Source organism: Prosthecobacter sp. (genome assembly GCF_044222345.1).
In the GTDB taxonomy this organism is placed as follows: Bacteria; Verrucomicrobiota; Verrucomicrobiia; order Verrucomicrobiales; family Verrucomicrobiaceae; genus Prosthecobacter.
The window spans coordinates 1-25,969 of sequence record NZ_JBGANL010000035.1; the positions used below are offsets into that span (position 1 = coordinate 1).

Genomic DNA, 25,969 nt, shown 5'->3' on the forward strand with positions numbered 1-25,969 from the left:
GAGCAGGACGGCCACGAGGACGAGGGTGGGGAGGGCGGCCTTTCCTGGCATGGCGAGGCAGGCGGCGAGGATGATCATGAAAAACATCTCAAAGGAGAGCGTCCATGCGGCGACGATGACAGGAAAGGAGGTCTGGGGGAGGGCGAGGAGGGAGGGGATGGTCTGATAGGTGTCGGGGCTTCTGCCGGAGAAGCTGTGGAGGAGGAGGACTTTGTAGAGGGTGAGGGTGATGAGGAGGGGGTAGAGACGCCAGCCGCGCCGAAGGAGAAAGTGGCGCATGGCGGCGGGCTGTCCGGCATCTGCCCGGTGTGCGGCCCAGAGGACGAAGCCGCTGAGGACGAAAAAGAAATCGATGCGGAAGGTGTTGTGGTAAAACCAGCCGCCGAGCCAGTCATGCGACCAGAGGCGCACGGAATGAACGCCGGTATGGTGACAGACGACGAGCACGGCAAAAATGCCGCGTAATGCCTGGATGCCGCATAGGAAGTGAGGACGGGACCGGTCAACTGCTGGCACTTTGGAAAGGGCTGATGGGGAGGTGGGTGGCGGCAGCTGTCATGGCTTGGAGAGGGCGGGGAAAACCGGTGAGAAACTGCTACGCAGGACGGGTGCCAGAATGCTTTCCGCACCTGCGGGGGTGAGGTGATGTTTGTCTCCGTAGAGGGCCTGGCCGTTCAGGGAAATACGGTAGTGGCGGCCTGCGGGGTCGAGGAAGGCGGGCCGGGGGTCGATGATGCGTGCGCCGGCGTGCTGGACCTGACGCAGGAAGTCAGGCCCCTGCCCTGCGAGGCCGTTCCAGGTGTCTGGGACGGCGGAGAAGCGCTGTTCGTCCGCACCGAAGAGGAGGCAGTAGGCGTGGGCTTTGGGGACGATGTAGGAATGCTCGGGCACCTGGAGCATGATCCATGGCTGGCAACCGATCTCCACGAGCTTTTGGACGGTGGTGAGAATGTGCTGCTGGTAGTAGGCGAGGTAGTCTTTGGCAGGGAGGTCTTTGACTCTGCCCTTCAATTCGTACACGTGCCAGTAGGCGGCGAGGACGACGTGGCGGATGTGGTGCTGGCGGAGCCAGTCGAAGGCGGCGCGGTTGAGGGCTACGGTATCGGTGACGGGGCCGTTGGGGACGGTGGCATGGAAGTCGAGCAGCGGGGCGGTGCTGGAGTGAGTGATGGAGCAGCCGGGGATGCCGGCGGCATGCAGGACGCTGTCAAAGGCGGGATGGGCGGCGAGCGCGTGGCTGTCTCCCCAGAGGACGAGCTGGCTGCTGGCTGCGGGACCGGGGAGGCCGAGCGGCACGAGCTTGTCTGACGCCAGATCTGCCTGGGCGGTCTGGTGGGTGAGCATGAAGCTGGATTCGGAGTTTCTGGCGTAGCCATGGCTCACTCCGGCGGGGACGCGCCAGGGGAGGCCCTGAAAGTGGGTGATGCCGACGCTGACGAGCAGGAGCAGGAGAACGGCGACGGCGCTGGTGGTGAGCATGGAGCGCCGGGTGGCGCAGAGGCGGCGGAGGCGGAAGGGTGTCTCAACAAAGCGCCAGGAGAGGTAGGCGAGGATGAAGGTGAGGAGGATGAGGATGAGCTTGCCGCCTTTTGCGAGGGGGGCGAAGCTCCAGTAATTGACAAAGGCGAGGAGGGGCCAGTGCCAGAGATAGAGGGAGTAGGAAAGGAGGCCGATGAAGACGAGGGGGCGGGTGGCGAGGAGGCGGCCACACCACGTGGGGGGCGGTGCGCCTGGAGGCCGCTGATTGGCGGCGAGGAAAAAGGCGGTGCCGAGGACGGGCGGGAGGGCGGCGAGTCCGGGGAAGCGGGTGTCTGCGCTATACAGGGCGTAGGAGCCGAGGATGGCGCCGAGGCCGAGCAGCGCGGGGAACTCACGCCAGCGGCCGAGGTGGTGGGTGAGGCTGATGGGGAGGAGGGCGAGGAGGGCGCCTGCGAGCAGCTCCCAGGAGCGGCTGGGGAGCAGAAAGAAGGCGGCGGCTGAGTCGCGCTGGAGCATGAGGGCGCTCCAGCCGAGGCTGGCGGCAAACAAGGTGGTGAGGATGATGACGATGTGCCTGCGTCCGCCGCCTGAGCGCAGGCGCACGAGGGCGGCGAGGAGCAAGGGCATGACCAGATAAAACTGCTCCTCCACGGCGAGGGACCAGGTGTGGAGGAGGGGCTTTTCTGCGGCGGCGGCGGCGAAGTAGCCGGTGTCCTGCCAGAAATAGACGTTGCTGGCAAAGAGGGCCTGCCAGACGGCGGATTTGCCGAGCTTGAGATAGTCGTCCGGGAGGAGGAGGAAGGCGGCGGCGAGGAGGGTGAGGAGCACCATGACCGCGAGCGCGGGGAGGATGCGGCGGCAGCGGCGCTCCCAAAACTGAAGGAGGCTGAAGCGGCGGGTCTCCAAGTCGCGGAGGAGGAGGGAGGAGATGAGGTAGCCGGAGATGACGAAGAAGACGTCCACGCCGACGAAGCCGCCGGGGCATTTCACGTCCACATGAAAGAGGATGACTCCAAGCACGGCGAGCGCGCGCAGGCCGTCGATTTCCGAGCGGTAGTCTGACTGGTGGGGCTGTGACTGCATCAGGTGGATGTGAAAGCGGGCGGCGGAGCGGTTTTCAGCGTGGCACGGCGGCGAAGTCGCAGGAGCCGAGCTCTGGGACGACGCGTCTGGCGGCGGCTTCGTCCGGGATGCGCGTTTTTCTGTCGCAGAGGCAGATGTCGTAGTTCAGCGAGTCGAAGAAGGCGGTAAAGTCTGCGAAGCTGTAACCGCGCTTTTCATTTTCGTAGAAACAGAATTCAAAGACGAGGACGGGACGCCAGCGGGCGAGGGTGGCGCGTGCGCCTTTAAGGATGTCGAGCTCGTGGCCGTCGGTGTCGATCTTGATGAAGTCGAGGTGGTCGAGGCCTTCCTGCTGGACGAGGCCGTCGATGGAGAGGGTGGGACAGGTGACGACGTGGGCCTGGCCCATGTGGACGGAGTGGCGCTCGCCGGCGGCGTTGTCGAGACGCCAGCTGGGGTAGGCGATCATGCCGGGGGCGGTGTCCTGGGAGCCGTCTCCCATGAAGGCCTGGACGGTTTTGATGCGTGGCTGGAGGGCGGGGTTGAGTTCGATGTTGCGCTGGAGGCGCTGGAAGGCGTGGTCGGTGGGTTCGACGGCGATGATGCGGGAGCCGGGGTAGCGGGAGGCGAGGGGGAGGCAGATGGCGCCGATGTTGGCTCCGATGTCGATGGCGCAGAAGTTTTCCTTCTGAGGGAGAAGGGTATCGTCAATGACCCATTTCTGGAAGCTGCCGAAGAGAAAGAGTGAGAGATCGATGCCTTCTGCGAGATCGACGTCAAAGCATACGCCGTGGCGTGAGATGACGCGTTTCTGGCTGAAGCCTACGAGGCGGAGGCCGTGGTAGAGGAGTTTGGCGAGGCCAATCTTGGTTTTGGTGTTCACGGCTTGGAGGATGGAGGGGTTAGGGCAATGCTGCGCTTGTGGAAGAAACGAGCGCAACCGGTGTTGCGCCAGTTGGTGGGATCTGGGGTGAGGTCGTTGAAGAAGAGTGTTTTGGGGCGGGACTTGATGGGGGGGACGAGAACGTCCTGCTCCAGGGTGGAGCGGAGGAGCTCATGGCGTTTGGTAAGCTCTGTGGAGTAACGGGCGGCATCGCCGGAGAGAAGGTCGCGCCAGGCGGTCTTGATGTTGTTGGGGGTGCTGCCAAGGGAGGCGAGGAGGACGCAGACGAGGCCGAGGGAGACGATGAGGCCGGGGCGCGGGAGATCGACGGTGGTGGTGCGGAGGAGAGCGACGAGGCCTGCGAGGAGGACGAGCCAGTCGATGATGAAGAAGAGGAGGACGAGATTGACGCCGCGCATGGGAATGGAGGCGCCCATGCACCAGGTGCCGAGGAAGTAGGCGCCGAAGATGGTGCAGGCCATGAGTGAGATGGCGAGGAGGACGAACTCCCAGCCGCGCTGGCGTGAGACGGGGGCATCGGCAGGCCAGGCGATGATGGCGACGAGCGAGAGAAGGGCGAAGGGGACGAAGAGGAGCCAGAGGAGGACCTGCTTGATGCCGAGCTTGAGGGCGAGGGCGACGGCGGCTGGGAGGACGTGGTTGATGCCGTTGGAGTAAACGGCGCTGCGGAGGGCATTGCCGGGGGAAAGGACAACGAGGGTGGTGCCGAGGAGGGTGGCGAGGAGGAGGACGGCGAGGGGGCGGCTGATGCGGCGGTTGATCCAGAAATACAGGGCATTCCAGGCAACGACGTGGAGGAGGAGGAGCGCCATGGCGACTTCCGTGCAGCCGGTGGCGGCGATGGCGAGGAGGGAGGCGAGCACGAGGACTGCGGGGTGAGGCCGCCAGGTGATGTCCAAGCTGCGGCGGCCAAAGAGGCCGGCGATGGCAAGGGAGAACAAGGCTGACTGGGTGTAGCCGGCGGAACCGGTGCCCCAATAGAAGCCCTGAGCGGGTGTGGCCATGCCCCAGAGAAAGGTGATGACGAGGGTGAGGGAGGCCGTCCACTTCCAGGTGCTGGAGGCTGCGGGAAACCATGAGCCGACGGCCCAGCGGGTGCAGCCAACGAGGCCTATAACGAGGGCGAGGCTGTAACATTTGAATGCTCCGAAGGAGAGGAGCATAGGGTGCATGAACAGGAAGGCGGAGGTGAAAAACCGGCCGGTGGTGTGCATGTAGTAGTCCACGTTGGCCTGCAGGAAGCCTTTTTCCATGGTATCGGCCGCCATGTACCAGTCGTCGGCGGCGGGATAGGCGCAGGTGCTGAGGAGGAGGAAGGGTAGAATGCCAACGGCGGCGGCAAGCCAGGGCAGACAAAGCTGCCAGATGGCGGTGAGACGACGGGGGTCTGGGAGAGATGGCATTGTTTGAGGAATCTGTTTGGGCTGAGGATGGGGGACGATCAGGTTCTGGCCGGGCCGGGACTACCACACGGAACAGGCAAGTGTGCCCGCGCTCCTCTCTGTGGCGGAGAGGAATTGCGCCGGAGGTCAGGGGCGTGCGCTGCGGGGAGTGAGGAGGCGGCGGACGTAGTTGCCGAGGTCTCTCGATATGGCGATGAAGGCGCGGTCAACGGTCTCATGCAGGCCTTTGGCACAGAGGAGGGTGACGAAAAGGAGGGAGACGAGCGAGAGTGCGGTGGAGATGGCGTAGCCGTAGTATGGCTGGCTGGCGATGAAGACTGAGGCGCCGATGGAGCCGAGGACAAGGAAGTGGAGGCCATACATGGCGTAGGAGACCTTGCCGAGAAACTGTACGGGCCGGCGTGTGAGCAGCCACTGGGCGGAGGGGGCGTGCAGGACGAGCAAAAACAAGGCGATGGCGGCGAGCATGGACCAGCCGCCGCCAAGCCAGGCCAAGGGCGGGGCGAACCAGTATGAGGCGGGCGTCATGGAATAGCTGATAGCGTATTTGGGATAAGAGCCGCAGACGACGACGACAAGCATGAGGAGCATGGAAAGCCAGACGGGCATGCGGAGGGAGGCGCCGTGCATGAAGCGCCAGGAACGGACTTCAGCGATGATGAGGCCGATGATGAAACATTGGTAAAAGTTTCCGGCGAACCAGTACGTAGCGGCTGCCATGAGGCCCCAGCGGATGAGACGGTGCTGCCCGATGAGGAGGATGCCATAGACGAGGAAGGAGCCGAGGAGCTCGCGCTTGATGCTCCACATGGGCTGGTTGTAAAAGGAGGCGGTGGAAAAGGGCTGGGTGAGCAGTTGTTTCCCGAGGTCGAGGAGCGAGGGTGCCTGGGGTGTCCAAAAAGATTCAAACCAGACGGAGCCGCTCATGCGTGCGGCGGTGTTGTTTTGATAGACATCGAAGCTCCAGAGCACCCAGGAGATCAGGGTGGTGGCGACCACGATGCCGATGAGGCGAACGGGCCGCTTGACGATGGAGCCGACGATTTCGCGCCAAGGAGAGCCCTTGGCGAGGAGAGGCGCGGAGAGGACGTAACCGCTTAGGAGAAAGAACAGGGAGACGGCAAAGTGGCCGGCGACGAGGAGACCCAGGGGCGGATAAAGCAGCATGGCCCCCCAGGCGCTGTGCCGGGGGGAGCCGGAGCCAAAGATGGCGTAGGGATAAAATGCCGCAAAAAAATGGGTGAGCACCACGATCAAGGCCGCCAGGCCTCGCAGCCCGTCGAGGTGCTCCATGCGGTGATTTGGATGGGTGTTCGAGGCTGATGTCACGTGGGGGAGATGCCGATGGACCGGCGGCACCGATCACATCTGAGGTAGTTTTAATTTGAGGAAGGCGGCCCAGCAAAAGCGGAGCATGACGAGGCCGTTTTTGAAGCGGCGCGTCATTTTGGTATCGCCATACACACGTTCCTGATAGTGAACGGGGAGGTCAACGATACGAAGATTTAGTTTCGCAGCGCCGAACAGGAGTTCGTAGTCGCCCCAGCGGTCTTCTGCGCCCCAGGTGTCGATCATGCGGGAGATTTTTTCCCAGTCTTTGCGCCAGAGGACTTTGGTGCCGCAGAGGGTGTCACGGACGGGGGAGCCGAGGAGGTAGGAGAAGAGGGAGGCGAAGCCTTTGTTGCCGAGCATGTTGGCGAATTTCATGGCCTGGCCCTGCATGGGATAGACCATGCGGGAGCCGTTGATGAACTCGCCTTTGCCGGAGGCGATGGCTTCGACGAAGCGGGGGAGCTCCTCGGGCATGACGGTGAGGTCGGCGTCGAGGATCATGAGAATGTCGCCGGTGGCGGCGGCGAAGCCGGTCCAGACGTTGCGAGATTTGGAGATGGCGGGACCGTCCACGAGGCGGATGTTTTTGTGAGGGAACTCTGCCTGCATGAGGCGGACTTCGTCTGCGGTGCCGTCGGTGGACTTGTCGTCGCAGAAAATAATTTCGGTTTCGCGGCCGAGCTGAGGCATGCGCTCGACGGCGCTGCGGACGTTGCCTTTTTCGTCTTTGCAGGGGATGATGACGGAGACTTTGAAGTCTGAGGCGGGACGGGGCTGGGGAGCGGGACGTGCGACGATGAAGTTGCAGAGGTTGAGGCGGTCGATGCCGGGCATCCAGGCGATGTATTTGTTGAGGATGGGGGCAAGGAGGGGGATGCCGAAGGGCATGAGGACGCGGCGTGAGACGCGGAGCATTTCGAGGCCGGAGAGGTGGAGGAGGCCTTCGTAGTCGCGGAGGGAGAGCCAGTTGGGCTCAACCTTGGGAGTCTTCAGATTGGACTTCTCGGAGAGGGCAACGAGGGGCTCCCAGAGATGGTTGTAGGTGAAGATGATGATGCGGGTGTGGGGGAGGCAGACGGCGCGAACGTGGTCGAGCATGGCCTGGATGTCCACGGTGTCGGTGGTGTCCTGGATGAGGACGGTGTCGAAGGGGCCGGGGGGGAGTTCCAGCTCGGGGTTCATGACGTGGAACTGAGCCTTGGGGTGCTTTTTCCGGGCGAGATCAACCATCTTGGGGCTGATGTCCACGGCGGTGACGGCGGAGGCCTGGAGATGGTCGAGGAGCTTGCCGGTCTGGCAGCGAACGAAGAGGAGGCGGCCGGCATCGCCAATGAGGGTCTTCAATTCGCCGCCGACGAGCTGGTAGAAGTGCTGGTTGCGGGAGATGTGGTAGTCGCGCTGCTCGGCGTGGGCTTCTGCGCTTTCGAGGATCCGTTTGCGCATGCCCTCGATGGCGGCCATACCCCAGAGGACGGGGATTTCGGGGGTCGTAGGGGTGGAATGGTCAGACATGGGGGGCGTGCGGTAAATGGGGATAGAGCAATTAGGATGCCTGAGTGCGGGCAAGCCAGGACTGATAGATTTCCTGGAAGGTGGTCTGGAGGTCTTTGGTGATGTCCCAGCCTGGGTAGTGGGCTTTCATTTTGTCGAGGTTGGAGATGTAGCAGATGTGGTCGCCCTGGCGGTTTTGGTCCACGTATTCGTGCTGCATGGGCTTGCCGGAGATGGAGGCGATGAGGTCAAAAGCTTCAAGGATGGAGATGGAATTGGCACGACCGCCGCCGATGTTATAAACCTCGCCCTGGCGTGGGGCGGCGATGAAGTGCTCCATGAAGGCGACGACGTCGTGGCTGTGGATGTTGTCGCGGACCTGCTTGCCTTTGTAGCCGAAGACGCGGTAGGTTTTGCCTTCGAGATTGCAGCGGATGAGGTAGCTGAGGAAGCCGTGGAGCTCGACGCCGCTGTGATTGGGACCGGTGAGGCAGCCGCCACGGAGGGCGCAGGTAGGCATGCCGAAGTAGCGGCCGTATTCCTGGACCATGACGTCTGCGGCGACTTTGGAGGCACCGAAGAGGGAGTGCTTGCACTGGTCGATGCGGTAGGTTTCGCGAATGCCGTCCTCGTAGGTGGGGTCGGCGTAGTCCCAGCGTTTTTCGAGTTCGACGAGGGCGATCTCATTGGGGGCGTCGCCATAGACTTTGTTGGTGCTCATGTGGACGAAGGGTGACTCCGGGCAGGCGAGGCGTGTGGCTTCGAGGAAATTGAGTGTGCCGACGGCGTTGACGTCGAAGTCGTCAAAGGGACGGCTGGCGGCGAGGTCGTGGCTGGGCTGTGCGGCGGTGTGGACGATGGCGTCGGGGCGGAGCTCCTTGAGAAGGTTCTGGACGCCGGCACGGTCGCGGATGTCGAGCTCGTGATGGTGGAAGGAGGGGAACTGGTCTTTGAGGCGCTGGGTGTTCCAGCGGGTGTCGCCGCCGGGGCCGAAGAAGTCGGCGCGCATGTTGTTGTCCACGCCATGGACGGTCCAGCCGGACTCGGAGAAATGGGTGACGACTTCGGAGCCAATGAGGCCTGAGGAACCGGTGACGAGGAGACTTTTCATGGTGGTTGGTATGGGTGGGAAAGGGTGTGGGTGTGAGAGGGTGGGAGTGATGGGGGAGGATTAGACGGGGGTGGATTTGACGTGCGCCCAAAGGGTGCCGCTGACTTTGAAGTCGGTGCCGAAGGATTCTTCGACGGCGCGTTTTACGCCGGGCCAAAAGCGTGAGTAGTCGTGCCCGGCGATGATGGGGACGCCTGCATTTTTGGCCCAGGTGATGTCTGCGAGGACGTGCTCGTAGATGTGGCTGGCATCAATGAAAATCATGGAAGGCGCGGGGCCTTTGTAAGTGGCGAAGAAGTCGGTGCTGAGGCCTTCAAAGAGGGTGGTGCGGCACTTCTGCATCAAGTAGTGGAGGCCGCGGCGGGTGAAGTCGCGATGGGCCAGGGGGAGCAGGCCAACGGGGTTCCAACTGTAGTCATCAATGGTGATGAGTTCTTTTTGGGGATCTTTCCAGATGGCGATGTTCTGGGTGGTGAAGCCGAAGAGGGTGCCGACTTCAATGAGGGGGCCGTCGAAGTCATGGGCGCGGCGGACGAGCTCTTCGAGGAGCACCAGCTCTTCGGGCTGGACGGCACCGTCAAAGCCTGGCTGCAAACGGCGGCAGAAGGTGAGGAAGGTGGAAAGCTCCTTGCGGTGGTGGATTGCTTCATTGCCACGCTTGAGCAAGCTGCGGCACTTTTGAACAAGTTTTTTCATGTCTGATCAGGGATTAGTCGAAAATGGATGTCACGAGGGGGCGCAAAAAACGCGCTCCCTGAGTGCTGATGTGGCTGCTGTCGGTGTAGAGTGTTTTTCCATCAGCAGCAACCCGGCATACCCCTTGGGGATTGAGGAAGAGTCCGGCGGGATCGAGCAGGGTGTAATGCTGGGGGGCGAGGCTTTGCAAGACATCGTGCTGCTGGGCGGACTCAGCACGATGAGTGGTGAGAGGGAGTCCGATGAGATTGACATCGCCATGGTAAAACAGGACCTCGGCAGCGAGGCGGCGGGGGACATCGAAAGGCTGGTTGGGGACGTCTTCCATGACCCAGACGCTGGCGCCGGCGCTTTTCAGTGCGGTGACGGTTTCGAGCAGAGCCTTGCGGATGTGGTTGCCGCTGTCGGCTTCGAAGTAATAATTCCAGGAGGCGGTGAGGACGACCCTGGGGATTTTTTTGGAGCGTACGAAGTCGATCACGGCAGCGCCGAAGAGCGGGGCCTTGTCCTTGAGGCTGTAAGAGCCGAAGGGGAGGTAAGAGAGGAGCGGCGGGGTCTGGTAGTGTACTGCGGCGAAGCCCTGGACGCCTTTCTCTTTGCAGAGTTCATCCATGATGGGCAGGAGGGCCATGGCGTGGCTGTCTCCCCAGACGAGGAGGCCTGGAGGGCGCGGCTGCTTGCCCCCGAGGATGACGAAGTCGCCGCGCTGGGCCTGCTCCAGACTGACTTCTTTACGGAAGATGCTGTCCGACCTGCCTGCGGCGTAGATCTGCGCGGCGGCGGGGATGCGTGAGGGCACGCCGTGCAGGAAGTGCAGCGTGCAGCCGAGCGCGAGCATGAGGGCGGAGCAGGCGGCGGCAAAGGTGTAGATGGATGAGCGGCTGGCGCAGACGACGCGTCTGCGAAAGGGCTGCTCTACCCATTTCCAGGAGAACACGGCGAGGATGCCGGTGGCGGCCAGCAGCAGGAGGCGCTGCGGGATGGTGAGCGGGACGGAGGCCCAGTATTTGGAGTAAACCAGCAGGGGCCAGTGCCAGAGGTAGAGCGAGTAAGAGACGAGGCCGACGCCGACCAGCCAGGGCAAGGCGAGCAGGCGTCCGGCAATGGAATGCCTGCCGCAGGCGATGACGAGAGCGGCCCCGAGGCATGGGAGCAGCGCGGCTTCGCCAGGGAAACGGGTGTGGGTGCTGAAGGCAAACACAGCGTACAAGATCATGCCCAGTCCGACCACGCCCGAAAGCTCCGGCAGCCAGCGGCGGGAGGGTGAAAAGGTGACGGGGGTCATGGCAAGCAGCGCTCCGAGGAGGAGTTCCCAGGCGCGGGACGGCAGCAGATAGAAGCCCGCTTCGGGACGGGTGCGACTCCAATAGATGCCAATCGCGAGCGAGGTCACCAGCAGGAGTAGAAGGAGAGGGCGCAGCAGGGCTGGGAAAAACTTCCGCAGCACCAAGAGCACGAGCGGGAAAAAGAGGTAGAACTGTTCTTCGACGGCGAGCGACCAGGTATGCAGGAGGGGCTTTAAGTCGGCGCTTTGTTCAAAGTAGCCTGACTCGCGCCAGAAAAACACATTTGCAAGGAGGAGAGCCTGGGCGACGGCGGACTGGCCGAGTTCTTTGAAGTCTTCCGCGAGCAGGAGCAGCCAGCCAGCGGCCAGCGTGGCAAGGAGCATGACCACGAGCGGGGGCATGATGCGGCGGATGCGCCGCTCCCAAAAGCCGCGCAGGCTAAACCTGCCCTGGGCCATGTCCTGCAGGAGCAGGCCGGTGATGAGATAGCCTGAGATCACAAAGAAGACGTCCACGCCGACATAGCCGCCCTGCACGCCAAGTCCGGCATGGAACAGGAGCACGGAGAGCACGGCGAGTGCGCGAAGACCGTCAATGTCCGGCCGGTAAGTCATGATGGGCATCAGTCCCATGGATCAGGAAAACCACGCAGGGTGCGATGTCTGGCACGCAGGCCGCGAAAGAGCCGCATGAGCACGCGGCGGCCGAGGCTCTGGCGGGAGGCGGGCAGGCGTGGCAGGAGGAGACCGCAAAGGCTTGTGAGCAGGAGCGAGGGGGTGGCCCAGGCGAGCTGGCGCGCTTCACGAAAAAGGGCCTGAGATTCGGCATTCACCGCGCCGAGCATGACGCCGAGCCAGAGGAGATAATACCCGCGGGTGAACCGGCGGCGAGAGGCGGAGGTGCCGGGATAGTCGCGGTGCTTGCGCAGGCATTGATTGAAGCGGCGCATCATCATCTGCTGCTTGGCCTCGGGCACTTTGCCGGGGGTGGTGTAGCAGAGCGTGGCTTCACGGACGTGGGCAAACTTGAGTCCGGCGGCGGCGCAGTCCTCCGCGTGCTGCATCAGCGGGTCTTCGTCAAAGAGGCCGATCTGAGTGAAAAAGCCGCCGCGCACGAGCGTGGCGGAGGGGAGGATGAAGTTGTAGTAGAAGAGGCATTCAGGTGTGTTTCGCTCTTCATACGGGGTGGGACCGAAGCTGCTGCGACCGGAGGGCGGGGCCTCGGGGCCGGGGCGGATATCGCCACGGGAATAAGCGAGGTCTGCGCCGGAAGATTCGAGCGCGGCCTGCAGTTTGGCGAGATGCCCTGGGTACCAGACGTCGTCGGAGTCGAGCAGGGCGATCTGTTCCCCACGTGCGACGCGCAGGGCGGCATTGCGCGCGGCAGACACGCCGCGATTGATGGGCTGAGGGAGGTAAACGACGGACACCCCTTCCCTGACGGGAAGCTGCTGCATGGCGGCGGCGGTGCCGTCGGTGGAGCAGTCGTCTGCCACGAGAAACTCCAGAGGGCGGTGCTCCTGCGCGACGACCGAGTCATAGCATCGGCGGATCAAGTCTGCACGATTGAAGGTAGGAACAATGACGCTGACCAATCCCATGGGTTAGCAGATATATCCCGCGTCGTGACGTTTGGTGAATGGCATGCGATGTTCCTGACAGATTGCGCTGGAGAAAGGCTTGCGTGCGGCGGACCAGAATGAGCTGAAGCTCATGAGTACTTTGCTGACGCCGAGTTCGCCGTAATCAGCATTTTTGATACAGGCCGGTACACCAGGCGAGCCGGTTGTTCTGATAAATTTTTTCGTACATGTCCACCAGCGCATAGCCGTGCTCGCGCAGGAAGGCGTCCACCTGGCCGAAGGTGGGCTGGCCGACGTACATGGGGACGAAGTTGATCTCCAGCATGACCAGCGAGATGCGGCCTGCGGAGAGCTGCTGACGTGCGCCCTGAAGGACCTGGAGGTCAAAGCCCTGGGTGTCAATTTTCAGCAGGGCGAGCGGGGGCAGCTTGTGCTCGGAGACATAGCCGTCGAGCGTCCAGACGGGGACGGTGGTGCTGGTTTTGATGACGTCGTCCTTGAAGGGGTTTTCCGCGCTGGACTCCATAGGGAGGAAGGAGCTGAGTTCATTATTCTCACATTCGTTGAAGGTGAGGCTGCCATTCTCCGCGCCGAGTGCGGCGGCGTTGATCACGACCTTGGGGTTGCCCGCATGCGCCGGGGTGAGCACTGTTTCCACGAGCGATTTGTTCGGCTCAAAGGCATGGATGACGGGCTGGTTGAAGGTGCGCCGAAACATGGCGATGGTCTGCCCTTTGTTGGCACCGACATCAAACAACAACGCGCCGGCCTGCGGCAGAAGAACGCGCAGATCCTGCTCCAGGTTCACATGGGAGATGCGGTCTTTACGATAGGACTGCAGCACCTGATTGGAGCGCCCCAGCACCATGCTGATGAGACAGCGCAGCAGAAACCAAGGACTGGTAATGGGGGTAGCCTGTGAGCTGAGTTTCATGATGGGGAGTGGCGAGGGTTGCAGAGGATGGAAGCGGAGCGGTAGCGGCGGAAATTGAAACGTTAGATTTTTTGATACAGGCCGTTGCACCAGGCGAGGCGGTTCTCGACCCAGATTTTTTCATACAAGTCCACGAGTGCGTAGCCGCGCTTGTTGAGAAAGGCATCCAGCTCAAAAAAGGCGGGCTGGCCGACGTAGAGAGGAATGAAGTTAATCTCCAGCATGATGAAGCTGACCTTGCCGGCGGTGAGCAGCGCATCCGCGCCTTTGAGCACCTGGAGGTCGTAGCCCTGGGTGTCGATTTTCAGCAGATCAATCGCGCCGAGCGAATGCTTTTTCGCATACTCATCGAGCGTCCAGACGGGGACTTCCGAGCTGTTGACGACGGCTTCGCCGGCATAAGGATTGCGCTGGCCATTGTCCAAGGGCAGGAAAGAGCACATCTGATCCTGCTCGAAATGGTTGAGCTTGAGGACGCCTTCTTCGGCGCCGAGTCCGGCGGCATTGAGGGTGATGTTTTTGTCCTGCCCAAAGGCGGTGGCAAGCTGGGTCTCCACGAGGGCCTTGTTGGGCTCGAAGGCGTGAATGGTGGGCTGATCAAACACGCGTTTGAACATGGAGATGGTCTGTCCGGCGTTGGCTCCGACATCAATGAGCAGCGGCTTTTTCTTGGTGAGGAGAAGCGGGAGATCCTGCTCCAGTTCGACATGTGAAATCCGGTCCTTGCGGTAGGACTGGATCACCTGATTGGAACGACCAAGCAACTGGCTGAGGATACAGCGCAGAAGAAACCAGGGGCCGGGTTTCCGAATGGCGTTAGGGCTGAGTTTCATGTGAGGGAGGCGGGGTGAGAATGAGGAGGGACCAAGGTAGGAGGGAGGAGATCAGCGGTCGTCGATCTGGATCCAGGATGAGGGGATCACATCGGAGGTGTCGCAGTTGCGGAAATTGAGCCAGCGCTGGTGAGGCGGGCTGAGGACTATTTTCTGCGGATCAGGATTCAGCCATGCGGCCCACCAACTGAATGAACTGGGACCGATGATGTGATGGCGGCACTGGCTCATGAGGCTGAGATTTTCCTCCCAGTTCCAGTCCTCCAAATCCTGGCCCACGCTGTTGTGAGCGACATATTGGATGTCTGGTGCTTCGGGGAGATGCTGCCGGGTCCACTCCCAGTCGTCTGAAAACACGAAGAACTTCGGCGAGTCGAGGCGGGAGCGGAACCACTCGACGGCACGCAGGCAGTAGGCCGACTCGCTGGCGTTGAAGTCCTTGGCCACTGCTTTGTCGCCACGCCGGATGTGGAGGGAGACGGAGAGGCATTGCCGCATCTGCTCGGCGACTTTGGCGTCTTCTCCAGTGAAGGGTGCGCGCAATTGGAAATCTGCGCGGATCTGGGGGGCGATGTCTGAGAAGTATTTTTCTGACTGCCAGTAGCCCATGAGCAGGAGGTTCCCCGAGAGGTTTTGGAACTCGGGGTCGTAGTGGAAATGGCGCTCGGAGACGGTCCTGCCGATCTGCAAGGGTGGCAGGGGCTGGTCTGGCTTGTAGTGGTAAAAGCGATAGTCGCATGAAGACTTGAAGCCAAAACGCTCGAACCGGTAAAGCAGACTCTTGGCCCGTGGAGCAGACAGGCTGCGGCGAGCCAGACGGGTCAGAAACTCCCCTGGATTGTACCGGATCACATGGTGCCAAGGGACACGGGGAGCCTGAACGCGGAACTTGTCCAGTCGGTATTTTCTGGCTGGCTGCATCTGCAAACCAAGAAAATAAAGATCTGCCAGAACGATGCCATCCCCCTTGGCCGCCAGTTTGCGCGCAGCCGCATATTGAAACATTTGGTTGCCCAATCCACCAGCTATTTGAACTAGTATCATACGTAAACAATCTGAACGCCGTCACTGACGAGCGGGTGTTTTTTTGAGTTGAATTTGAGCAATGGATTAAGCGTGATAAAACTTTGTTTAGCAGCGGCCCATCTAGGGTTAAGATTAGGACTGTGCCAGCTTTTATATGAATAATGTTTGCCAGACCTCATCTGCGAGACCGGCGGATCAAACGGCCTTCAAAGGTCGTCGATCTGAACCCATGAATCCGGAAATATGTCAACGGTGACACAGTTGGCAAAATTGAACCAGCGCTGATGCGGCGGGCAGACCACCAGCTTGTCGGGGCTAGGATTAAGCCAGGCCGCCCACCAACTGAAGGAGCTGAGAGCAATGATGTGATGCCGGCACTGACTCATGAGGCGGAGGTCTTCATGTTCCTGATCCTGACCGTTGTGATTCACATATACGACGTCAGGCGCCGCGGGCAGATGCTGCTGCACCCAGTCCCAGTCATCGGTGAAGACAAAGAACACCGGATTGGAAAGGCGGGCGCGAAACCACGCCATGGCGCGCTGGTGATACTCCGGAGTGGAACCGTTGAAGTCTTTTGCCGTCGCCTTGTCGCCCCTCCGGACATGCAGGGAGACGGACTGCTGCGCGCGCATGCGATTGGCCACCACCAAGTTTTGACCTGCCTGCGGGGTCTTCACCTGTAGCTCGGCGCGGAGTTGTGGCGCGATGTCTGCAAAATACTTTTCCGTCTGCCAGTAACCCATCAGCAGCAGGTTTCCGGACAGATTCAACACATCTGGATCAAAGTGGAACTGCCGCTCAGAGACCACCTTGCCGATTTGCAGCATGGGCTTTGGCCGCCCCGGGGCGCACGCATCAAAGCGATAAACACAGGGGGACTTGAAGCCCCGGCGCGCAACCAGCGACAACAGTCTTCGAGCGAGGTTTTCCGGCAGATAACGGCGCACCAACCGTTCCAGGAACTCCCTCTTGCTGTAACGCCAGACAGAGTACCAAGGGAGGGCCAGGACACGCGTATGGAAGAGGTCAAGGCGGAATTGTCGCGGCGGCTGCACCTGCATGCCGAGCTGATAAAGGTCCGCATGCAGGATGCCATCTCCCCGCAGGGCCAGTCTGCGCGCCATGGCGTACTGGAACATCTGGTTGCCCAGCCCGCCGGATATTTGAAACAAAGTCATCAATGACAGCCAGAGGCGTTACAGCAGAGGAACTTCAAGACACGATGAAGCTGCGGTGCCGGGCGGGGTTTTTGGTGGCGAAAATATTGGCGTATTCGAACTCTTTGGACTGGTTGAGGGGCTGGAGCATGCCGTTGTCCATGTCGATCACGAAGGTGGTGTAGCCGAGTGCACGCAGGGCCGTGTAAAGGGCTTCGCAGGAGGAGGCGCTGGCGATGAGGGCTTTGTCACAGAATTCAATGATGATTTCCGGGGCGTCCGGCCCGGAGAATGCCGCGCTGCCGCCGGCGAGCACATTGCACTCCCAGCCTTCGGTGTCGATCTTGACGAGGCGGATGGGACGGCCTGCGAGATGCTGGGCGACAAGGGCGTCAAAGGTGACGACGGGAACCTTGGTGGGAGTGTATTCACCTTCCCAGATGGGGGGGCTGAAGCTGTTGAATGTGTCGTTGGTATTGGTGCCCTGAAACAATTCCAGCTCCCCGCTCTCTTTCGATATGCCGACCTGGCAGATTTTCACATTCTGCAGCTTGTTGAGGTCGATCTGGCTTTGGAGGATTTTGCAGGTGGGGAGGGAGGGCTCCACGGCAAGTACGAGGCCTTGGGGACCGACGCATTTCCCGGCGATGACGGCGAAGAGGCCGATGTTGGCACCTACATCGACAAACACATCGCCGGGTTTCAGCAAGCGGGCGAGGAGGGTGCGCTCTCCGAGTTCGAATTTGCCACGAACGATGGGGCGGCAGAGGAAGGAGTCTTTGTGCAGCAGGAGGCTGGCGCCACCGCCGACGGGCCAGACGATTTCTGAGATCTCGCCGCGCTCAAGGCGGTGCCATTCGCGGTAACGGATTTTTTCAACGAGGGGAAAGAGGAAGTCTGGCAGCTTGCCGGACAGTACTTTTTGGAGTCCGCGAACGACCTTGAATTTGGAGTAAGCCATAGGGAGGGGAGAGTTGTCAGGGTTCAGGTGTTCAGAGTATCGCCGCGGAAAAGTTCATGCTTAAGATGCCGATGTGTTCTGCGGGATAGTTGGTGATCTCCATGCCGGTCTCGGAGGTGAGCTGGAAGTCGCCGAGATTTTCGTGATTCACCCAGGCGGACAGGGTGCGGAGATAGAGGCCGACGACGTAGTCGCCGGGCATGAGGGGGATCGGTCCGGTGTGGAACTGCAAACGATGGCGGCCAGGGGCAAAGACGCGGGGGAGGCCGAGCTTGTTGCGGCCGTCCATGATGGCGATCCTGACGCCGGTATGATTGTAAATGACGGGGGCGAAATCGGTGAAGGTGGTCGCGGCGGACAGCTCGATGTCAAAGGTGAGCGTGGTGGACTGACCGGTGGGGAAGATGGCGGGAGCGATCTCCAGGCCGAGAATGCGGGTGCCGTCCTCGAGCTCGACGGGGAAGGAGGGCTGGGCGGTGCGGCAGTCGTGGAGGTAGTTGTTGATCTCCTGCTCGACGTTGCGGCTTTTGACGCCTGACTGGCCGTTGGACATGCGCAGGATGGAGGTGCAGAGGGACTGCATAGCGCTCATGTTGTGGCTGACGAAGATCACGGTCTTGCCGAGCTTGGAGACTTTGTCCATGCGGGAGAGGCAGCGCTTCTGGAACTCGGCGTCGCCGACGGCGAGGACTTCATCGACGATGAGGATCTCGGGTTCGAGGTAGGCGGCGACGGCGAAGGCGAGGCGGACGTACATGCCGCTGGAGTAGCGCTTGACGGGGGTGTCGAGGTAGGCGGAGCAGCCGGAGAAATCGACGATTTCATCGAGGCGGGAGGTGATCTCCTGCTTGCGCATGCCGAGGATGGCGCCGTTGAGGAAGATGTTTTCGCGGCCTGAGAGCTCTGGGTGGAAGCCGGTGCCGACTTCGAGGAGGGAGGCGATGCGGCCTTTGACCTTGATGGAGCCGGAGGAGGGTGCGGTGACGCGGGAGAGGAGCTTGAGGAGGGTGCTCTTCCCTGCCCCGTTGCGACCGATGATGCCGAGGACTTCGCCCTGACAGACTTCGAAGTTGATGTCTTTCAGCGCCCAAACGTAGTCTTCCTGAGGGGACTTCTTTTCTTTGCGGGTGCGGTCATTGACGGTGGCGACCTTGGCGTACGGATCTTCTTTGCCACGGATGCGATGCCACCAGCGATTGATGTCGTGCTGGAGGGTGCCGGTGCCGACCTCGCCGAGGCGGTAGAGCTTTGAGACGTCTTCGACGTGAATGACGGGAGTGCTCATCAGACAGTGTCCATGAAGGATTTTTCGACTTTGTTAAAGACAATGACGCCGAGGAAGAGGAGGACGGCGGTGACTAGTGCGGAGTAGGTGAGGAGGGGCCAGGAGAAGGAGCCGGCACCGAGATAGAGTGCGCGGAAGGCTTCGACGATGCCGGTCATGGGATTGAGCTCGATCAAGAAGCGATATTTGTCCGGCACGATGGAGAGGGGGTAAACGACGGGGGTGGCATACATGGCGAGCTGGACGCCAAAGGTGACGAGGAAGCCGAGGTCACGATACTTGGTGGTGAGGGAGGAGATGATGATGCCGGAACCGAGGCCGAGGCCGCCGAGCATGAGGATGAGCACCGGGGTGCCGAGGACGATGCCCAGGTAGTCTGGCCGGATGTCCCTGCCCTGCCAGATGAACCAGGCGAGCGCGACGCCGAGGAGGGCGAACTGGATGATGAACTGAATGAGGGTGGAGATGACGACGGACAAGGGGGTGATGAGCCGTGGGAAATAGACTTTGCCGAAGAGGCTGGCGTTGTCCTTGAAGGTGGTGGAGGTCTTGGTGAGGCAGGTGGCGAAGTAATTCCACGGGGTGGTGCCGGCGAGATAGAAGAGGAGCGGCGGCAGGCCGTCTGTGGAGAGCTTGGCAACGCCGCTGAAGATGATGGTGAAGGTGGCGGTGGTGAGCAGGGGCTGGATGAAGAACCAGATGGGGCCAAGGATGGTCTGCTTGTACACGGCGACGAAGTCCCGCCAGACGAACATGCGCAGGAGGTCGCGGTACTGCCAGAGGTCCTGGAGGTGGAGATGAAACCAGCCGGAACGGGCACGGATGACCATGTCCCATTCTTCTTCTGCTGCGTCCGAGAGCGGTGCGGTCTGCGACATGTTGTTATTCAAAAAAGTGAAACGATGCGGGGGCTGCGGCTGCGGGCACGCTGCCGCCCTCGGTTGAGAAAACCGGTGGCATAGGGTGTGAGATGAGGATGCTGCGCACGAGGGTGTGCAACGTGGCCGCCGGGTGGCGGTTTAAGCGGGGTTAAAGGAGATGCTCCAGCAAGGGGTTGGAGAAGAGCGCATTGACTTTCTGGTAGAGGCCGCGCGCGAGGCGGAGCCTGCGGCAGATCTCCTTGTGGTGATCGCTGGTGGCGGCGGGGACATCCTGCAGGTCTGCCTGCGAGGGTGAGACGCTGAGGGTGCGGTCAATTTGTACGCCGGCGGAGCGGAGCTTTTTCTGCAAGCCGGGGAGGAGTCCTTTGCGCAGGATGACGCCGAAGCTGAGCTCCGCCTGGTAGAAGTCACGGCGGCCTGCGGCTTCGATCTCGGCAACTTTGTGAACGGCATGCAGCGCGGCAAGCTGACGGACGGCGATGCTGGCGCTGGCCTTGCTGATCTTGAGCTTTTTGGCGATCTGATCGAGGCAAAGGGGCTCCGGGGTGAGATAGAGCAGGGCGAAAAGGCGGCCGATCAAACGGCCCAAACCGAAGGAGTGCGTGGTGGCGCCGCTGGCTGCGATGAAGCGTGAGACTTCGCGATTCCATGCCGCAGCAGAGCGGGGCGGGGAGTCAGCCCGGGATTTGGGTGAGTCTGCAGCGACTGGCATTGTTTAGAAAAAGCTAAACGCTGTTAGAACAAAAACGACGGGAAGGCTGGTCGTTTAGGTATTTTTAAATGTTGGTTGAGGGACGGGGGCTGCACAGGAGCCTGTGAGGACTCACTTTAGGGGAGGGAGCTTAGGTAGCGCGAGGAATGGGGGCTGTTTTTATGATGCCGGGTGGTTGCGTCGTTTCCTGCATGCTCTCATTCGACTCGCGGCTTCGCAGGCGCGGACCACTTTGCTGCGCTGCGCGGGAGGGAGGGAGGCGCGGGCAAGGGGGGCGTTGTGCTCATCTCGACGGAGCGAGATGGCTACTGTACGGAGCGCAGGCTGCTGAGGGGTGGCTCCTGGTGCATGACGTCGAGGGCGTGGCCGAGGCTTTTGACAACGGCGGGCCATGTGAAGTGGTCGAGGCCGCGCTGGCGGGCGGCTTTCCCGTAGGCCTCGGCTTTGGCGGGGTCACTAAGGAGTTCGTACAGGGCGGCGGCGAGGCCGTCTTCGTCGCCTGCTTTAACGTGGAGGCCGGAGACGCCGGGGATGACTTTTTCGGCGACGCCCCAGTCGCCGGTGATGATGGGAGGGATGGCGTAGAGCATGGCTTCGGAGACGGAGATGCCGAAGGGCTCGTAAAAGGAGGGGAGGACGAAGACGGAGCAGCGGCGGTAGAGGTCCTGGATGACGGCGGCTTCTTCGGGGATTTCTTTGCGCTTGAAGCCGTGCCAGCGGACATTTTCAAGGGGGAGGTCTGCGGGGGGATCCCCACGGACGCCGATGACGTGGAGGATGGCTCCGGGGAGCTGCTGGCGGACGCGCTGGAAAGCAGGGAGGAGGACGCGGCCGCCTTTGCGGTCGAACTCGACGGCGACGAAGAGGACTTCCTGCGCGGCGTAGTTTTTCTGCGGGTCGGGGGCGGGGATGGTGTCGAGATTGGCCCCGTGACTGATGTTGATGATGCGATGCGGGGCGACGCCGAGGTCTTCTTGGAAGGATTTGGCGAGGTAGTCGCCCATGACAAAGACGCGGTCCATTTTCTGCGCGACCTGGCGCTCGTAAGCGAGGGCCTGGGCGGCGCGGCGTTCATCAAAGCCGCGTGCACCGTAGGGGCTGCGGAGGCGCATGGCGATGTTGCCGTCGTGGTAGGAGGTGTTGTAGGCACCGGGCTGGAGGAGAGCGCCGCCGTCAAACATGGCACCGATTTGGAGGAGGGTGCCGACGGGTTGGTCGCGGGGGATTTTTCCTGCGAGGATGCGGGTGAGCTGGTTGCGGTAGCGGGTGTCGAGGTAGTAGCGCATGCGCCAGAGGGCTTTCTGGCGGTGGTAGCTGAGGGCGAGAAGGAGCCACTTGCGCCAGCCTTCGAGTTCGCAGCCGGCGGCTCCGAGGAGGAGGCCTTGGCGCTGGCATTCTTTGAAGAAGTAGTAGCTGATGCCGGAGAAGCTGCGGCGGTCAAAGGGATCACGGCCGACGAGCCCGCTGCCAATGAGCCCATAAAATGCGGACCGGCGTACCGTGCCGTTGGGGACATCGAGCTGATCTTGCTGCATGAATGCGAATAGTCACGCTGCAGGCTTTATGCAATGCACAAAAATAGCCGGGAGAGCATATTCATTGCAGTGGCCTCATCTTTGCTTTACACGCGGCCCGGTCCTGTACCCCGAAGCCAATTCCGATGTCGAACTCTTCCAATACCCTCCAGCCAGGCGAAGGCGCATCATGCAGACAACTGCTGCTGGTGCTGGCATTTTCCTTTCTCTTCGCCCTGGGGGTTGCGGTGGGGGGTGGTGGTTTCTCATCAGACCTGGGAGGTGACCCCGATGAGGCGGCCCATGCAGTCACGGCGCTGATGCTGCGGGACTATCTGGCGGATGGCCTGGGCAGTCATCCCATGACCTTTGCCAAGGCCTACTACGCCGACTTTCCGCGCGTGGCACTGGGGCACTACCCCCCCCTCTACTATGTGCTGAATGCACCACTGCTGCTGGCGCACAATTCTGTGAGCACGCTGCTGGTGTTTCAGTCGCTGACATTGTCTCTCCTGGCGGCGCTCACCTTCCACATCGGACGGCATTTTTTAAAGACTGCGCCAGCTGCGGCTGCCAGCCTTTGCATGCTGCTGCTGCCACAGACGTTGAAGATGACGCAGCACGTCATGGCAGATGTCTTGCTGGCGCTGTTCTGCCTGTGGGCGGCGCTGCTGTGGGCATGGTATATAAAAGCCCCCTCCGTGCGCCGGGCGCTGCTATGGGGCACTGTGGCCGCGGCAGCCATTCTCACCAAGGGCTCAGGCATGGGGCTGTGTCTGCTGCCGCCGCTGGGCACACTGCTGACCGGACGCTGGCGGCTGGTCTTCTCCTGGTCATGGTGGTTCGCTGCGCTGCCCGTGGCGGTGCTGGCTGGCCCTTGGATGCTGTACTCCACCGGCATCTCCAAGGAAGGTATGACGCTGCTTTCCCCCACGCAGTATCTCATGCAGGCGGTGCCGTTTTATCTCAAAGGCATGCCGGTGATCTTTGGCTGGCCGCTAAGCCTTCTCGCGGCGGCTGGAGCGGGGCTCTGCCTCCTCTCCGGATGGAAGAAAAGAGCGCTCGATCCCCTGCTGGCCTCTCTCTTTGCCATGTGTGCGGGCATGACGCTCGTGCTCCTGCTCGTCCCTGTAGGGCTGAGCGTGCGCTACATGCTGACACTGTCCCCCCTAGTCATGCTGATGGCAGCCTATGGTCTGGCGCGTGTGCCCTGGCCGGCAAAGCTGGCATACAGCGCCACGCCGCTGCTGCTGCTTGTCTTTTCACTGCTGCCCGTGCTCACCGCCGACATCTGGCCGACCAAGGATGTGCGAGGCTTCAGCGCCACAGTCTCCCGCAGCGGCATGCCCAATCGGGGCGAGGCAAAACAAAACTGGCTGGTGGCTTCAGATCCACGTGGTGAAGGAGCCGTCATTGCAGCTGCTGCATTTGGCAGCCAGCAAAGGTTTCCAGCAAATTTACGTATTTACAGAGGCAGCAAGGAACTGGCCACGAGTGATTGGATGGGACGGGGTTACAAAGCTGCCTTCACCAAGGAAGCGGATTTGCTGGATCATCTCGACAAACTGCACGTTACCCGCGTTTTTCTAGACCTGTCAGAGCCAGAAGACCGGCGGCAACCCCATGAGGTCCAGTTGCTCAACGCCATGAATTCAGCCAGTCAACGCTGGCGGCTTGATTTTGAGCAGCCCGTCACCCGGGTGTCATGGGAAACGGGATTGATGCGCGTTTACCAGAGAACTTCAGCAAATTCACACAATTGATATGGGGATCCTCATGGCATTGTTTGACTGCGCAGCTCTTTCAAGGAATATCTTCCCTTCACTTTTTGATCTCCCCCTCGCATGAATGTTTCGGTTTTCGGACTCGGCTATGTTGGCGCAGTAACCTCGGCCTGCCTGTCCGAGCAAGGACACCATGTCATTGGCGTGGATCTTCATGCTGCCAAGGTGGAGGCATTTAGCCGTGGTCAGTCTCCCATCGTCGAGCCCGAAATCGATGACCTTCTCAGGCAGGCCACCATTTCAAACCAGCTATCCGCCACGCTTGATGTAAGTCAGGCAGTGGCAACGACTGATGTCAGTATCATCTGTGTCGGCACCCCTTCCCTTCCCTCCGGCAAGCTGAATCTCGAATACGTTCATCACGTCACCGCACAGATCGTTGCAGCCCTTGAAAAATCAGGAAAGCCCCACATCTTGCTCTATCGCAGCACGATGCTGCCAGGCAGCACCCGCGCCTTGGTTGCTGGCATACTGGCAGACCTGATTGCCGCCGGCCAGGTGCGTGTTTATTATTGCCCAGAATTTTTGAGGGAAGGAACTGCCGTGAGGGATTTCCGGGATCCATCCCTTGTGGTCATCGGCACCCATGATGGCGGCAAACCTGCTGATGACGAAGTATGTGAAATCTTGGGAAGAAATCCATCCATACTTGCATGGGAGGGAGCGGAGATGATCAAATATTCCTGCAACTACTTTCATGCCCTGAAAGTGGGTTTTGCCAACGAGATTGGCCGCCTGTGCAAACACTTGGGGGAGGATGGCACCCGAGTCATGGATGTGTTATGTGCCGATACGCGGCTGAATATTTCCCGCTATTATATGAAGCCCGGCAACCCCTTCGGCGGCTCCTGCCTGCCCAAGGACGTCTCTGCGCTGAAATCATTCGCTCGTCAGGAAAACATCAGCCTGCCCCTGCTTGAGAATACCGCGGCCACGAATGCCGCCCACCAGGAGCTCTTTGTAAGTCTCATCGAAGGCAAAGCAAAACGTCGCATTGGCTTCCTCGGCCTCGCCTTCAAAGCAAACACAGACGACCTGCGCGGCAGCCCCATGGTTGCAGCAGCAGAAACATTGCTTGGACATGGACACGAGCTCAGCATCTACGATCCGCACATTAATCTGTCCCGCCTCATCGGCGCCAATGAACAGCAGATCCAGGCCCGCATGCCTCATCTCGCGCAGCTTTTGAGACAGGATGCCAGGGAGGTGCTGCAATCCAGTGACGTGCTCGTGGTCTCCCAGAAATGCGTACCATTCGAAGCCCTGGCGGAAATGGCCCGGCAGGAACAGATTGTGATTGATGTCTGTGGCTGGAGGGAATTATCGACGCTTTCCTGGCAGTACGAAGGGATCTGCTGGTAAGCTCCTATGCGCGGAGCCCCTTCACGAACTCGGTAAACTCCAAAGCTTTGGCACGCCAGGTTTCAGATTCGATGAAGCGTTGAACAGCAGGCATGTCGAGTGTAAGTTTCCCCTCCCCGGCTGCCACCACCGCTTCCACGAATGCCCTTCGGTCCTTGGCAACATGAACAAACTGAGAGAGCCTCCGGGCCTCGGGAAGCGCCGTCGAGACAACGGAACGCGAGCACGCCAGATATTCTTTGATCTTCAGAGGGCTGCAACTGCACGCCAGTTCACTTAACTCAAAAGGTATGATGAACAAACTCGCCGTGTTCAAGCTCTCTGGCAGTTCATCGTAGGGTTTGGGCGGTTCAACATGAATGTTGGCCACACCGTCGAACTTGTCGAGGGGGACAGTGACTGGGCCAATGAGTCGTATGACCGCCTTGGGCAACTGCTGGGCGACCTCCATGATGAGATCAAGATCAAGTCTTTCATCAATCATTCCAAAATAAACAATCTCAAAACGCCCGGCAAATCGCTGCTGTTGAGCGCGGGAAAAATGAGCTGGATTCACCCCTTGGCTCAAGGTGTAAACCGGTTTGCCTGCTCGTTTAAATTGATCAGCCAGAACGTCCGAAACAGCCACGACCGCATTCACCCGCTCTATTAGATTGCGTTCCATCTCCGCAATGTGCTGCTGATTCATGCCGGGCCAGAGGGCGTATTGATCTGCGCAATAATAAATGCTTTTTTCCTCCCCCAATCTGCCCACATAATCCCCCTGTGAAGGCGTGCTGACCACGAGCATGTGCTTTTTAAATTGAAGACGCCGCACAGCCTTCTGCACACTTCGGCGCACAATCCATATGTTGACCAGTCTGATGAACTTGATTCTCGTGAACGGCAGGGTCGGAGGACAGATGACGGTCAGGCCATTTGTCACTGCCGCAATGCGGCGGCGCCTTCCAGAGACAAAATCGACGATTTTTTGGATCGAGCGCCTTAAATCCCGCATGGTCCATTGCGGCACACGCATCCCAACTGTCTCGACCCACAGCACCGGACTGAAACCCAAAAACTCACTGAAGAGGTGCTGACTGGAGGAAGGATGCCGCCCCCAGTCAGATCCAAAAACCACCCATTGGTAACCCGCGAGGGGATGCTGATTGGTTTTGGATTCGTCGGACAT

At 60.7% G+C, this 25,969-nt stretch carries 22 protein-coding genes; 2 read left to right on the forward strand and 20 right to left on the reverse strand.

Going from position 1 to position 25,969, the window contains the following annotated elements; translation table 11 throughout:
- The 19 genes from ACILSL_RS17835 to ACILSL_RS17925 form a co-directional block, all read right to left on the reverse strand.
- Window positions 1-516, reverse strand: a 516-nt coding sequence (locus ACILSL_RS17835; protein WP_395733413.1) for an acyltransferase family protein, incomplete at its 3' end; no start/stop codon positions are given.
- Window positions 517-555: 39 nt separating this feature from the next.
- Window positions 556-2,562, reverse strand: a complete 2,007-nt coding sequence (locus ACILSL_RS17840; protein WP_395733414.1) for an acyltransferase family protein — start codon at window positions 2,560-2,562, stop codon at window positions 556-558.
- Window positions 2,563-2,596: 34 nt separating this feature from the next.
- Window positions 2,597-3,424, reverse strand: a complete 828-nt coding sequence (locus ACILSL_RS17845) for an FkbM family methyltransferase (protein ID WP_395733415.1) — start codon at window positions 3,422-3,424, stop codon at window positions 2,597-2,599.
- Window positions 3,421-4,848, reverse strand: a complete 1,428-nt coding sequence (locus ACILSL_RS17850; protein ID WP_395733416.1) for a DUF6056 family protein — start codon at window positions 4,846-4,848, stop codon at window positions 3,421-3,423. Before ACILSL_RS17850 ends, ACILSL_RS17845 begins: the two co-directional genes overlap by 4 nt.
- Before the next feature lie 126 nt (window positions 4,849-4,974).
- Entirely contained in the window at window positions 4,975-6,177 is a 1,203-nt protein-coding gene (locus ACILSL_RS17855) for an acyltransferase family protein (protein ID WP_395733417.1), read from the reverse strand.
- A 33-nt stretch (window positions 6,178-6,210) separates the two neighbouring features.
- The gene (locus tag ACILSL_RS17860; RefSeq protein WP_395733418.1) at window positions 6,211-7,692 is read right to left on the reverse strand and encodes a glycosyltransferase; all 1,482 of its coding nucleotides are present in this window, start codon (window positions 7,690-7,692) and stop codon (window positions 6,211-6,213) included.
- A 31-nt stretch (window positions 7,693-7,723) separates the two neighbouring features.
- The gene (locus ACILSL_RS17865) at window positions 7,724-8,782 is read right to left on the reverse strand and encodes an NAD-dependent epimerase/dehydratase family protein (RefSeq protein ID WP_395733419.1); all 1,059 of its coding nucleotides are present in this window, start codon (window positions 8,780-8,782) and stop codon (window positions 7,724-7,726) included.
- A gap of 60 nt (window positions 8,783-8,842) precedes the next feature.
- Complete coding sequence (locus ACILSL_RS17870; protein WP_395733420.1) at window positions 8,843-9,478, reverse strand: hypothetical protein; 636 nt, start codon at window positions 9,476-9,478, stop codon at window positions 8,843-8,845.
- Between the two features lie 13 nt (window positions 9,479-9,491).
- Window positions 9,492-11,387: an acyltransferase family protein gene (locus ACILSL_RS17875; RefSeq protein WP_395733421.1), complete on the reverse strand. Its 1,896-nt coding sequence runs from the start codon at window positions 11,385-11,387 to the stop codon at window positions 9,492-9,494.
- Window positions 11,387-12,364 carry a glycosyltransferase family 2 protein gene (locus tag ACILSL_RS17880; RefSeq protein WP_395733422.1) on the reverse strand — a complete coding sequence of 326 codons (978 nt, stop codon included), beginning with the start codon at window positions 12,362-12,364 and terminating at the stop codon, window positions 11,387-11,389. Before ACILSL_RS17880 ends, ACILSL_RS17875 begins: the two co-directional genes overlap by 1 nt.
- A 145-nt stretch (window positions 12,365-12,509) precedes the next feature.
- Window positions 12,510-13,280 carry an FkbM family methyltransferase gene (locus ACILSL_RS17885; protein WP_395733423.1) on the reverse strand — a complete coding sequence of 257 codons (771 nt, stop codon included), beginning with the start codon at window positions 13,278-13,280 and terminating at the stop codon, window positions 12,510-12,512.
- A 62-nt stretch (window positions 13,281-13,342) separates the two neighbouring features.
- Window positions 13,343-14,113, reverse strand: coding sequence for an FkbM family methyltransferase (locus tag ACILSL_RS17890; RefSeq protein WP_395733424.1), 771 nt, complete (start codon window positions 14,111-14,113; stop codon window positions 13,343-13,345).
- Window positions 14,114-14,164: 51 nt separating this feature from the next.
- Window positions 14,165-15,118 carry an alpha-1,2-fucosyltransferase gene (locus tag ACILSL_RS17895; protein WP_395733425.1) on the reverse strand — a complete coding sequence of 318 codons (954 nt, stop codon included), beginning with the start codon at window positions 15,116-15,118 and terminating at the stop codon, window positions 14,165-14,167.
- 227 nt (window positions 15,119-15,345) lie between these two features.
- Window positions 15,346-16,203 (reverse strand): alpha-1,2-fucosyltransferase, encoded by an 858-nt coding sequence (locus ACILSL_RS17900; protein WP_395733426.1) that lies wholly within the window; start codon window positions 16,201-16,203, stop codon window positions 15,346-15,348.
- 151 nt (window positions 16,204-16,354) lie between these two features.
- A complete protein-coding gene (locus ACILSL_RS17905; RefSeq protein WP_395733427.1) occupies window positions 16,355-17,260 on the reverse strand; it encodes an FkbM family methyltransferase in 906 nt (301 codons plus the stop codon).
- Window positions 17,261-17,291: 31 nt separating this feature from the next.
- Entirely contained in the window at window positions 17,292-18,545 is a 1,254-nt protein-coding gene (locus tag ACILSL_RS17910; protein ID WP_395733428.1) for a polysaccharide ABC transporter ATP-binding protein, read from the reverse strand.
- Window positions 18,545-19,423, reverse strand: a complete 879-nt coding sequence (locus ACILSL_RS17915) for an ABC transporter permease (RefSeq protein WP_395733429.1) — start codon at window positions 19,421-19,423, stop codon at window positions 18,545-18,547. The genes ACILSL_RS17910 and ACILSL_RS17915 overlap by 1 nt, the downstream gene beginning before the upstream one ends.
- 151 nt (window positions 19,424-19,574) lie before the next feature.
- Window positions 19,575-20,138, reverse strand: a complete 564-nt coding sequence (locus ACILSL_RS17920; protein ID WP_395733430.1) for a GbsR/MarR family transcriptional regulator — start codon at window positions 20,136-20,138, stop codon at window positions 19,575-19,577.
- A gap of 305 nt (window positions 20,139-20,443) precedes the next feature.
- The gene (locus tag ACILSL_RS17925) at window positions 20,444-21,673 is read right to left on the reverse strand and encodes a glycosyltransferase family 4 protein (RefSeq protein WP_395733431.1); all 1,230 of its coding nucleotides are present in this window, start codon (window positions 21,671-21,673) and stop codon (window positions 20,444-20,446) included.
- A gap of 125 nt (window positions 21,674-21,798) precedes the next feature.
- Between ACILSL_RS17925 and ACILSL_RS17930 the strand changes: the two genes are divergently transcribed.
- Both ACILSL_RS17930 and ACILSL_RS17935 read left to right on the forward strand, forming a co-directional pair.
- The gene (locus ACILSL_RS17930) at window positions 21,799-23,415 is read left to right on the forward strand and encodes an ArnT family glycosyltransferase (RefSeq protein WP_395733432.1); all 1,617 of its coding nucleotides are present in this window, start codon (window positions 21,799-21,801) and stop codon (window positions 23,413-23,415) included.
- A gap of 81 nt (window positions 23,416-23,496) precedes the next feature.
- A complete protein-coding gene (locus ACILSL_RS17935; protein WP_395733433.1) occupies window positions 23,497-24,798 on the forward strand; it encodes a nucleotide sugar dehydrogenase in 1,302 nt (433 codons plus the stop codon).
- A 4-nt stretch (window positions 24,799-24,802) separates the two neighbouring features.
- Here ACILSL_RS17935 and ACILSL_RS17940 read toward each other — a convergent pair whose 3' ends face one another.
- A complete protein-coding gene (locus ACILSL_RS17940; protein ID WP_395733434.1) occupies window positions 24,803-25,969 on the reverse strand; it encodes a hypothetical protein in 1,167 nt (388 codons plus the stop codon).

Excerpts from the sequence above, each read along its gene's own strand:
- ACILSL_RS17840 (WP_395733414.1), bottom strand. The coding sequence starts at position 2,562 with ATGCAGTCACAGCCCCACCAGTCAGACTACCGCTCGGAAATCGACGGC.
- ACILSL_RS17850 (WP_395733416.1), bottom strand. The coding sequence starts at position 4,848 with ATGCCATCTCTCCCAGACCCCCGTCGTCTCACCGCCATCTGGCAGCTT.
- ACILSL_RS17860 (WP_395733418.1), bottom strand. The coding sequence starts at position 7,692 with ATGTCTGACCATTCCACCCCTACGACCCCCGAAATCCCCGTCCTCTGG.
- ACILSL_RS17865 (WP_395733419.1), bottom strand. The coding sequence starts at position 8,782 with ATGAAAAGTCTCCTCGTCACCGGTTCCTCAGGCCTCATTGGCTCCGAA.
- ACILSL_RS17870 (WP_395733420.1), bottom strand. The coding sequence starts at position 9,478 with ATGAAAAAACTTGTTCAAAAGTGCCGCAGCTTGCTCAAGCGTGGCAAT.
- ACILSL_RS17875 (WP_395733421.1), bottom strand. The coding sequence starts at position 11,387 with ATGCCCATCATGACTTACCGGCCGGACATTGACGGTCTTCGCGCACTC.
- ACILSL_RS17880 (WP_395733422.1), bottom strand. The coding sequence starts at position 12,364 with ATGGGATTGGTCAGCGTCATTGTTCCTACCTTCAATCGTGCAGACTTG.
- ACILSL_RS17885 (WP_395733423.1), bottom strand. The coding sequence starts at position 13,280 with ATGAAACTCAGCTCACAGGCTACCCCCATTACCAGTCCTTGGTTTCTG.
- ACILSL_RS17890 (WP_395733424.1), bottom strand. The coding sequence starts at position 14,113 with ATGAAACTCAGCCCTAACGCCATTCGGAAACCCGGCCCCTGGTTTCTT.
- ACILSL_RS17895 (WP_395733425.1), bottom strand. The coding sequence starts at position 15,118 with ATGTTTCAATATGCGGCTGCGCGCAAACTGGCGGCCAAGGGGGATGGC.
- ACILSL_RS17900 (WP_395733426.1), bottom strand. The coding sequence starts at position 16,203 with ATGCAGGTGCAGCCGCCGCGACAATTCCGCCTTGACCTCTTCCATACG.
- ACILSL_RS17905 (WP_395733427.1), bottom strand. The coding sequence starts at position 17,260 with ATGGCTTACTCCAAATTCAAGGTCGTTCGCGGACTCCAAAAAGTACTG.
- ACILSL_RS17910 (WP_395733428.1), bottom strand. The coding sequence starts at position 18,545 with ATGAGCACTCCCGTCATTCACGTCGAAGACGTCTCAAAGCTCTACCGC.
- ACILSL_RS17915 (WP_395733429.1), bottom strand. The coding sequence starts at position 19,423 with ATGTCGCAGACCGCACCGCTCTCGGACGCAGCAGAAGAAGAATGGGAC.
- ACILSL_RS17920 (WP_395733430.1), bottom strand. The coding sequence starts at position 20,138 with ATGCCAGTCGCTGCAGACTCACCCAAATCCCGGGCTGACTCCCCGCCC.
- ACILSL_RS17925 (WP_395733431.1), bottom strand. The coding sequence starts at position 21,673 with ATGCAGCAAGATCAGCTCGATGTCCCCAACGGCACGGTACGCCGGTCC.
- ACILSL_RS17930 (WP_395733432.1), top strand. The coding sequence starts at position 21,799 with ATGTCGAACTCTTCCAATACCCTCCAGCCAGGCGAAGGCGCATCATGC.
- ACILSL_RS17935 (WP_395733433.1), top strand. The coding sequence starts at position 23,497 with ATGAATGTTTCGGTTTTCGGACTCGGCTATGTTGGCGCAGTAACCTCG.
- ACILSL_RS17940 (WP_395733434.1), bottom strand. The coding sequence starts at position 25,969 with ATGTCCGACGAATCCAAAACCAATCAGCATCCCCTCGCGGGTTACCAA.